The following is a 6,418-nucleotide window of genomic DNA, read 5'->3' as shown; positions in this document are numbered from 1 at the left end:
CGACCGGCGAGAATACGAAAACTCTCCATTTCAAGATTTTTCAGCAAACTGCTAGAGCGACTTACAAGGCGCGAATCGAAAAATCCCGGTACGTGCTCCAAACTCCATGGGCTTACGAAGGCGGCTCCGGTACGCGTCGATATCTGAAGCGGCGCGCGTATCAAAGCGTCAGCGCCGTCATCCAGATTCAGGAGAAGGCGGTGATCCAACAAGCACTCTCACGGGCGTGGCGATGCTCACCGCCAATACACGCTGGCGCCCCTTATGCTGACGTCGGTGTTCGCCGTGTTCAGATGCGGTTGACATTCGCGACGCACGATGAAAGAGCTTGACGTGCGTGTGGCGATTAATGTTGGGTCATTGTGGGCAGCGACCGCCCAAGCACGATGACGCGAAAACGACAGCCTCGACTGCTGCGTGGTAATCGATCTTGGGTTCCCGCTCACTAACGCGCCAAGCGCGTCTTCAGGCCAGCGCGTCGGCAGCATCGCGGATGCCGGTGTAGATTTCATCAAGGTCTGCCGCCGTGACGCAATAAAGCGGCATCACGTAGATCGTATTGCCGAACTGCCGCAGCAGCAGATTTCGGTCCTTAAAGAAAGCGCGAAGCTTCGAACCGATATCCGCGAGGTAGCCTCCATCCCTCGTTTTCAGATCGAGTGCTGTGTGATGGTGCCAGTTCGACGGACGTTTGCAAAGCGCGGGTCGGCGCGGAATGGCTCAAGGGCTTGCTCTTGCATGGTGGCAACCGACGCTACGCGCTGGCGAGATTCCTGATCTTGCCAGAGATCCAGGTTGGCCCTTGCGGCGGGGCAGGCCACTGGATTGGCGGTATATGAACTCGAATGAAAGAACGTACGCACGGTCTTTCGAATTATGCGCGTCAAAAATATCCCCGCGGCAGAGTGTTACCGCGAGCGGAAGCGCCCCTCCCGTGAAACCCTTCCAATAGAGGCGATATCGGGCGTCACATTGACCTGCTCGCAGGCGAATAACGTTCCGGTAGGGCCCCAGCCGGTCATGACCTCATCGGCTATGAACAGAACCTCGGATGCTTCGCAGATTCGCTTCATCTCTCTTAGCACCCAGGCTGGGTTCATCAGCATTCCGCCCGCACCCAATATCAGAGGACTCGAGCGCATCGAGCGTCACCAGCTCACGACCTCTCGGGGGAAAGGGAGTGAGGTAACCTCGAACAGAAGGGGCCCGTAGCCGCGTTGAACACGCTTCTAGCGCCTACCGACATCGCCCAACCGTGTCGCCGTGATAGGAATGTTGCATCACGACAATGCGTATTCGCTGCTTGCCGATGTTATGCCAAAAGCCGAGTGCCATTTTTAATGGTTACTTCACGCTGGCTGAGCCAGTGTCGGAAAAGAAGACATGGTCGAGGCCACGAGGCGCGAGTTTCAAAACTAGCGCAGCAACCTCTTCAGCTGGATCATGGGTGTAGCCGGCGAAGATAGTCACTCGGCTCGGCGCCTACCAGCGCACTCAAATTCCTGGATAAGCACGCGGCGCAGCGCCTCCTGCGACCGGACTTCATCGCCATCAACGAGAATGGTCCCCTGCACGCTCATGGCTGTCTCGTGCGGTTCGGTTGCGGCGCGCGCCGCGACAGGCGGCTTGCGATGGCCCGCGGTGCGCTACTTCAGCAGCTATGGATGAATCGTAGCGCGCGATATGATAGCTTGGATCGAAGCCGTACCAATTCGGCCGCATCCGGGCGCAGCTGTTCGTTGCGATGTTGGGCGCGCATCGCATCCGCTGGTATACATCTCGACAGCCTGTTTTTCGGCTTGCAATATTGAGTTCCTGAGCCGGGATCGGCATCCAAAAAAAGCGAGCTCCGATCAGGCGGTAAATTTGCAAGTCGATTGATAAAAAACGGCGTGAGAGGGAGAGACGACTTGGACTTCGCATCATATGAACAGCCGCAACGAAATCTCGGTGCTGGCGAAGGTCTTGCCCGGCGTTGACATCTCCATATCGACGACGCGCATCGATGCACGTCGATCTTCACAAATGTACCGCACGTACCAGATCGGTCCTATGTCCGGTCTGAAGCTGAAATCGCCAGAATCAAGCGCTCTCGCGATCATTCGGACAGCGTCACTGTTGCTTATTGGTAAGGAGAACGCCGCATCTATAAGTGCCGCCATGCTCACGCCGTCTGCGAGTAACGCACGTGCAATGTTGCCGCCGTGAACGCGCCGCAAAGTTGAGACGATTGCCGCTACGGCGTCTGGGTGTTTCAAAGGCACTCTTCGCTAGCCTTGTTGAGCCGCGCCATAATGAAGCCCGAACGTCCCGAAGCTCTGCGTTGATATTCGTGAAGGCCAGGACCGACCGTTAATAAAAGCACTTCGCCGACACTATGCTGGAATCTGACAGGGGGTTTGCAATTGCGAGTGAACGGAGCGGCCTGATACAGCTCGCCGGCTCGCGCTCGAATTTTCTGCGAGGTAGCTGTCGCCGCGGGTCACGAAGACACGGCGTCAAAGTGGTGCCACTGGGCATCTGTGGCCGGCCAAGCGCCCGGCCGCTACCGGCCGCCTCGACCGCAAGCCTGCCCGCGACCTCGCTTACCGGCGAAAGCTGCGGAGTCCCGCCATGCACATCAGGTCACGGCTTCCTAAGCGAGCGGCGTACCCAGGCTCTAGGAGCACGTTGGCCTGCTCCGGGTCGGGCTCAGATGCAGACAAGTGAAGAGGATCTGGTTCTTTCGCAGCTGCGTCCATTCGGACCGTGGCTCCTTGACGATCATCTCGCTCGATGCGAATACTTCATCAGCGGGGTCCAGAATCGTTGCGCCGGCCTTGCGTGTCGTCCGTAGCGCCGACGCCGGCATTGGCCTTGACTACCACCCTGTGGCCAGCCGCAACATATTCGCGGATGGCCCCAAGTGGAAGACCCACGCGGTAGTTGTGCGCACTGATTTTCTTGGGAGCACCGACGTTCATTTGCAATCTCGTTACCTGGACGACCTCTTTTAATCGGAAGAGCGGTGCAAGCTTTTGAAGCAGGCGCGACATCGTGCAGAAATTCAGCAATCTTGAACCCTGTTACGCAGGATTCCAAATAGATGGACGCCGATAAGGTCGTCGTAACAATCGTCGACAAGCTAAGCGCCAATACGCGGTTCAATCAGATCCGAACTCGCTGCCTCCATCACGCCAAGTCGATTCAGCGCACTGACCGTATGGCTGTCCACGCGCATAGTTCTCAACGGCGAGCCTATCCTGGACGCAAGGCGTCTCTCCTCGGATGTATGCTCTGGGTTTCTGTGGCTTAACGCTCCGGCGACAAATCAACTCGTCAGCACGCTCGGTCTCGTATTTTGGGGAGCTCTAATTTGTCATACACAATTTCCCACCCGCCATTCAATCTTAAGCAATGCCCATGAGCAGCCGCACACGTTTGCAAGCTGCCCCCGAGCGATCCAATGCTCAGGCGCTTGCCCAGCGCTAATGGCGCGCGGTGTTTTGAACCTCACAGGTTTTGTGAGTCGCTGTCAGAAACCGGACAAGGATCGAGGGGCTGGCGTATCCGGACCTGCCCACCGACCTAATCCAGGTTGAAGAGAAGAGCAGAAGCTCGCGGCGCTACTACCCCACAGCGCACACGGAAAATAGCCACCGAATCATATCCGCGCTTCAGTCAGGTGAACAAGCTGAGCCCCCGCTCTGTAGAGGGCCTCACGGGCGGCACGAAAGCGTCGCTCTTCGACGGGAGCGACCGGAAGCGGCAGATCCTTTTCCGCAACCTGGCCTAGGACATAAAACGCCAACGCACTGCCGAAGACAGTCCCAGGTGCAATACCGCGCCCATTGTAACCACTGAAGGTGACCACGTTGCGGTCGAGCTTATGAAAGCGCGGCAGGTTGTCCGAGGTCATCCCAATTATGCCGAACCAGCCGGCTTCGAATTCGACATCGCCGAGCTGCGGAAATAGCCTGCGCAGCGACCTCAGCGCCCAGGCCCGGTGAACCGAGGCGCCCGCGCGCTCAAGAGCGCCAACGCTGCCGAACACCAGACGTCCCGAGCGATCGAGGCGAAACGAGGAAAGGACCTGCCTTGTGTCCCATGCGCCTTGCCGTTCGGGCAGGATGGAGGCCCTCAGATGGTCCGACAAGGGCCGCGTCGCAAAATTGAATAAGGTAGATGGATCTGCTCCCGCCGAACCTGTGACCACAGTCCATTGCCGTAAGCGTCGGTGGCGACGATTATCCACTTAGCATTCACAGATCCCTTTGCCGTACCGATCCTCCAGCGCGAGCCGGTGTCGCTGGCTGCGAGGACCTGACTCCGCGTGAAAATCTTCGCTCCCGCTGCAAGCGCGACACGTGCCAGGCCACGCACATAAGCCAGCGGCTGTATTGTGCCGGCGCGCTCATCGAGCAGCGCGCCGGTGTAGATGCCGCCACCGATTTTTCTGCGCGTCTCCTCCGCATTGAGCAGCACGACGCGAGCGCCGCGCTGTTGCCACTGTTCGGCACGCATCTCGATTTCCTGTAGACCCCTGCGCCCGACGGCGCAATGCAGGGTCCCCGCACGCTCAAGTTCGCATTCGATGCCGTGCTTCTCGATGAGTTCGAAAACCTTTTGTGGTCCACGACTGAGCGGTTCGATCAGCCGCTCCCCGAACGGAGAGCCAAGAGTAGCTGCGAGCGTGTCGGGCATGATCCACATGCCCGCGTTGACCAGCCCGACGTTGCGCCCAGAACCACCGAATCCTATTTCGGATGCCTCGAGCAGCCCGACGCGCACGCCAGCCTCCGCAAGGTGAATGGCCGAAGAGAGTCCAGTATATCCGCCGCCAATCACAACAACATCGGCTTCGGCATCTCCCACAAGAGGACCGGTATCTGCCGGCGCTGGAGCCGTCAGCTCCCATAAGCCGTGCGATTTCGGATCGGCTCGCATCCAACAACTCCTTCAGCTCAGGACTGTGAATGACGTCAGCCTGAATATCAGCGCACTTCCCCAGAAACAAAATCCCACATTGTGCAGGCGAGCTGAGCAGGCACAGTTACGTTTCCTCCAAAGAAGCCGAAGCCGACATAGTTCTCTCCGGCGGACGAGAGCAAGAGCTAGGTTGATGGTCTGGTCCAATCCCACAGGAAAGAAAGTGTGCGTCGGCGCAACGCTTTACGGCGCCCCGAACCCGAACCGGAGCCGATCGAGCATGATGAGGTGGTCGAATTGCGCGGCATAGCGCCGCTGCTCGACCGCTCTCCCTCACATCTCTCTGGCGGGGAGCGGCAGCGCGTCCCCATCGGCCAGGCGGTGTCCCACCCTGGAATGCTTGTGATGGTCGAGCCGCTTGCCGCGCTTCACCGCTGCTCCCTGGGCGTTGTCGGTGAGCTGTTTAATGCCATTGATAAGAATCGAGCCAGAACTCGGCTGTTCTCTGGAACAATCATCATCGTCATACGGTTGCTTTGAATGGGCAGGGCATGAATGGCCGGCGCGCTTAAAACCTGGTCCCAGCCCCGCATGGGCGAATTTGTCTCTGGACCTATTGAAGTCTTGACTGCTCGTGCCCGACGGCTGAGCAGAGGCTCAGCGGCATAAAACTGATGTATTTCAACCGGCAGGAACGGAACTTGACTGCAGCGCTTCTTGATCTTCGATACATCAAAGTCTTATTGTGGAGATCACGATCTGCAGGTATCACCCCAATTGATGCGCCTTTTCGAGCAGCTGAGCAACTGAGCTTTGTCCAGCAAAGTCCTCCAAACGCTTCGAACCGCTCATCAAAGGGCTCAAGAGGCTCCAACACCATTTCCAGTACTATTTTGGCTTCCAATAGGCTCAATGGATTTGCAGGTAACCGTACATCGATGAAAGCCATGAATGATGTAGTTTCATCGAGACTTGTTACGCGCTCGGTTTTAGCCAAGATTGCCCCTGAGGATATCCGGCGCAGCGATATGACCGTTTTTGGCTAATCTCTTTGATCGCCAAGATGACTTGCGCGGCTATCGCTTCAAAGTTAGTGGACAAACTTCATTGAAAAACGGCCAGGGCAGAGCACAGGCAGCACAGTCTATGTCCATTTCGTTTGCCAAGATGAGGACATAAGAACAATCTCCCAGACCTATCGGAACAAAGAAGATCGGCGTTTGCGATCCCGTGGCACGAACGGTAAAGCACTTGAGCTGTATTGCGGTGTGGCTCCAAATCAATCTTCATGCAAGTTCCTTCAATACGGGAGCCTGGAAGAAATCAGCGGTGCTAAGCTTCAACCCACGATGTAGCGCTCGACTGAGAAGCCGCACCGCCAATACTAGACGATCGATTCCATGAAACCTGCGCTTATTGAGCAGACCGAGTTGGTGGAACGGACGGGTTGTTGGGGGATTCCTCGTTTGCGGTCGGCGAAACGAGGAGCTGTATCATGGCAGGATGGCGG

At 57.4% G+C, this 6,418-nt stretch carries 5 protein-coding genes and 2 pseudogenes; 4 read left to right on the top strand and 3 right to left on the bottom strand.

Going from position 1 to position 6,418, the window contains the following annotated elements; translation table 11 throughout:
* A partial coding sequence (locus CQ13_RS44945; protein WP_210183062.1) for a hypothetical protein occupies positions 1-332 on the top strand: 332 nt, incomplete at its 5' end.
* 318 nt (positions 333-650) lie between these two features.
* Here the strand turns inward: CQ13_RS44945 and CQ13_RS46995 are convergent.
* Positions 651-1,073 (bottom strand): annotated as a pseudogene (locus tag CQ13_RS46995) (aminotransferase class III-fold pyridoxal phosphate-dependent enzyme).
* Positions 1,074-1,926: 853 nt separating this feature from the next.
* Between CQ13_RS46995 and CQ13_RS42540 the strand changes: the two are divergent.
* On the top strand, positions 1,927-2,208 hold the full coding sequence (locus CQ13_RS42540) for a hypothetical protein (RefSeq protein WP_156433512.1): 282 nt from the start codon (positions 1,927-1,929) through the stop codon (positions 2,206-2,208).
* 581 nt (positions 2,209-2,789) lie between these two features.
* Here the strand turns inward: CQ13_RS42540 and CQ13_RS42535 are convergent.
* Both CQ13_RS42535 and CQ13_RS05115 read right to left on the bottom strand, forming a co-directional pair.
* Complete coding sequence (locus tag CQ13_RS42535) at positions 2,790-3,053, bottom strand: hypothetical protein (RefSeq protein WP_156433511.1); 264 nt, start codon at positions 3,051-3,053, stop codon at positions 2,790-2,792.
* Between the two features lie 590 nt (positions 3,054-3,643).
* Positions 3,644-4,926: pseudogene (locus CQ13_RS05115) on the bottom strand (NAD(P)/FAD-dependent oxidoreductase).
* Between the two features lie 207 nt (positions 4,927-5,133).
* Here CQ13_RS05115 and CQ13_RS46985 point away from each other — a divergent pair.
* Positions 5,134-5,448 carry a P-loop NTPase family protein gene (locus CQ13_RS46985; protein ID WP_057841928.1) on the top strand — a complete coding sequence of 105 codons (315 nt, stop codon included), beginning with the start codon at positions 5,134-5,136 and terminating at the stop codon, positions 5,446-5,448.
* 161 nt (positions 5,449-5,609) lie between these two features.
* On the top strand, positions 5,610-5,954 hold the full coding sequence (locus CQ13_RS42530; protein ID WP_156433510.1) for a hypothetical protein: 345 nt from the start codon (positions 5,610-5,612) through the stop codon (positions 5,952-5,954).
* Positions 5,955-6,418 lie beyond the last annotated feature (464 nt).

The organism is Bradyrhizobium retamae (assembly GCF_001440415.1).
In the GTDB taxonomy this organism is placed as follows: Bacteria; Pseudomonadota; Alphaproteobacteria; order Rhizobiales; family Xanthobacteraceae; genus Bradyrhizobium; species Bradyrhizobium retamae.
This window is presented reverse-complemented; position numbering and strand designations above follow the sequence as displayed.

What these genes read in the sequence shown, in the direction of transcription:
- CQ13_RS42540 (WP_156433512.1), top strand. Translation starts at nt 1,927, where the DNA reads ATGAACAGCCGCAACGAAATCTCGGTGCTGGCGAAGGTCTTGCCCGGC.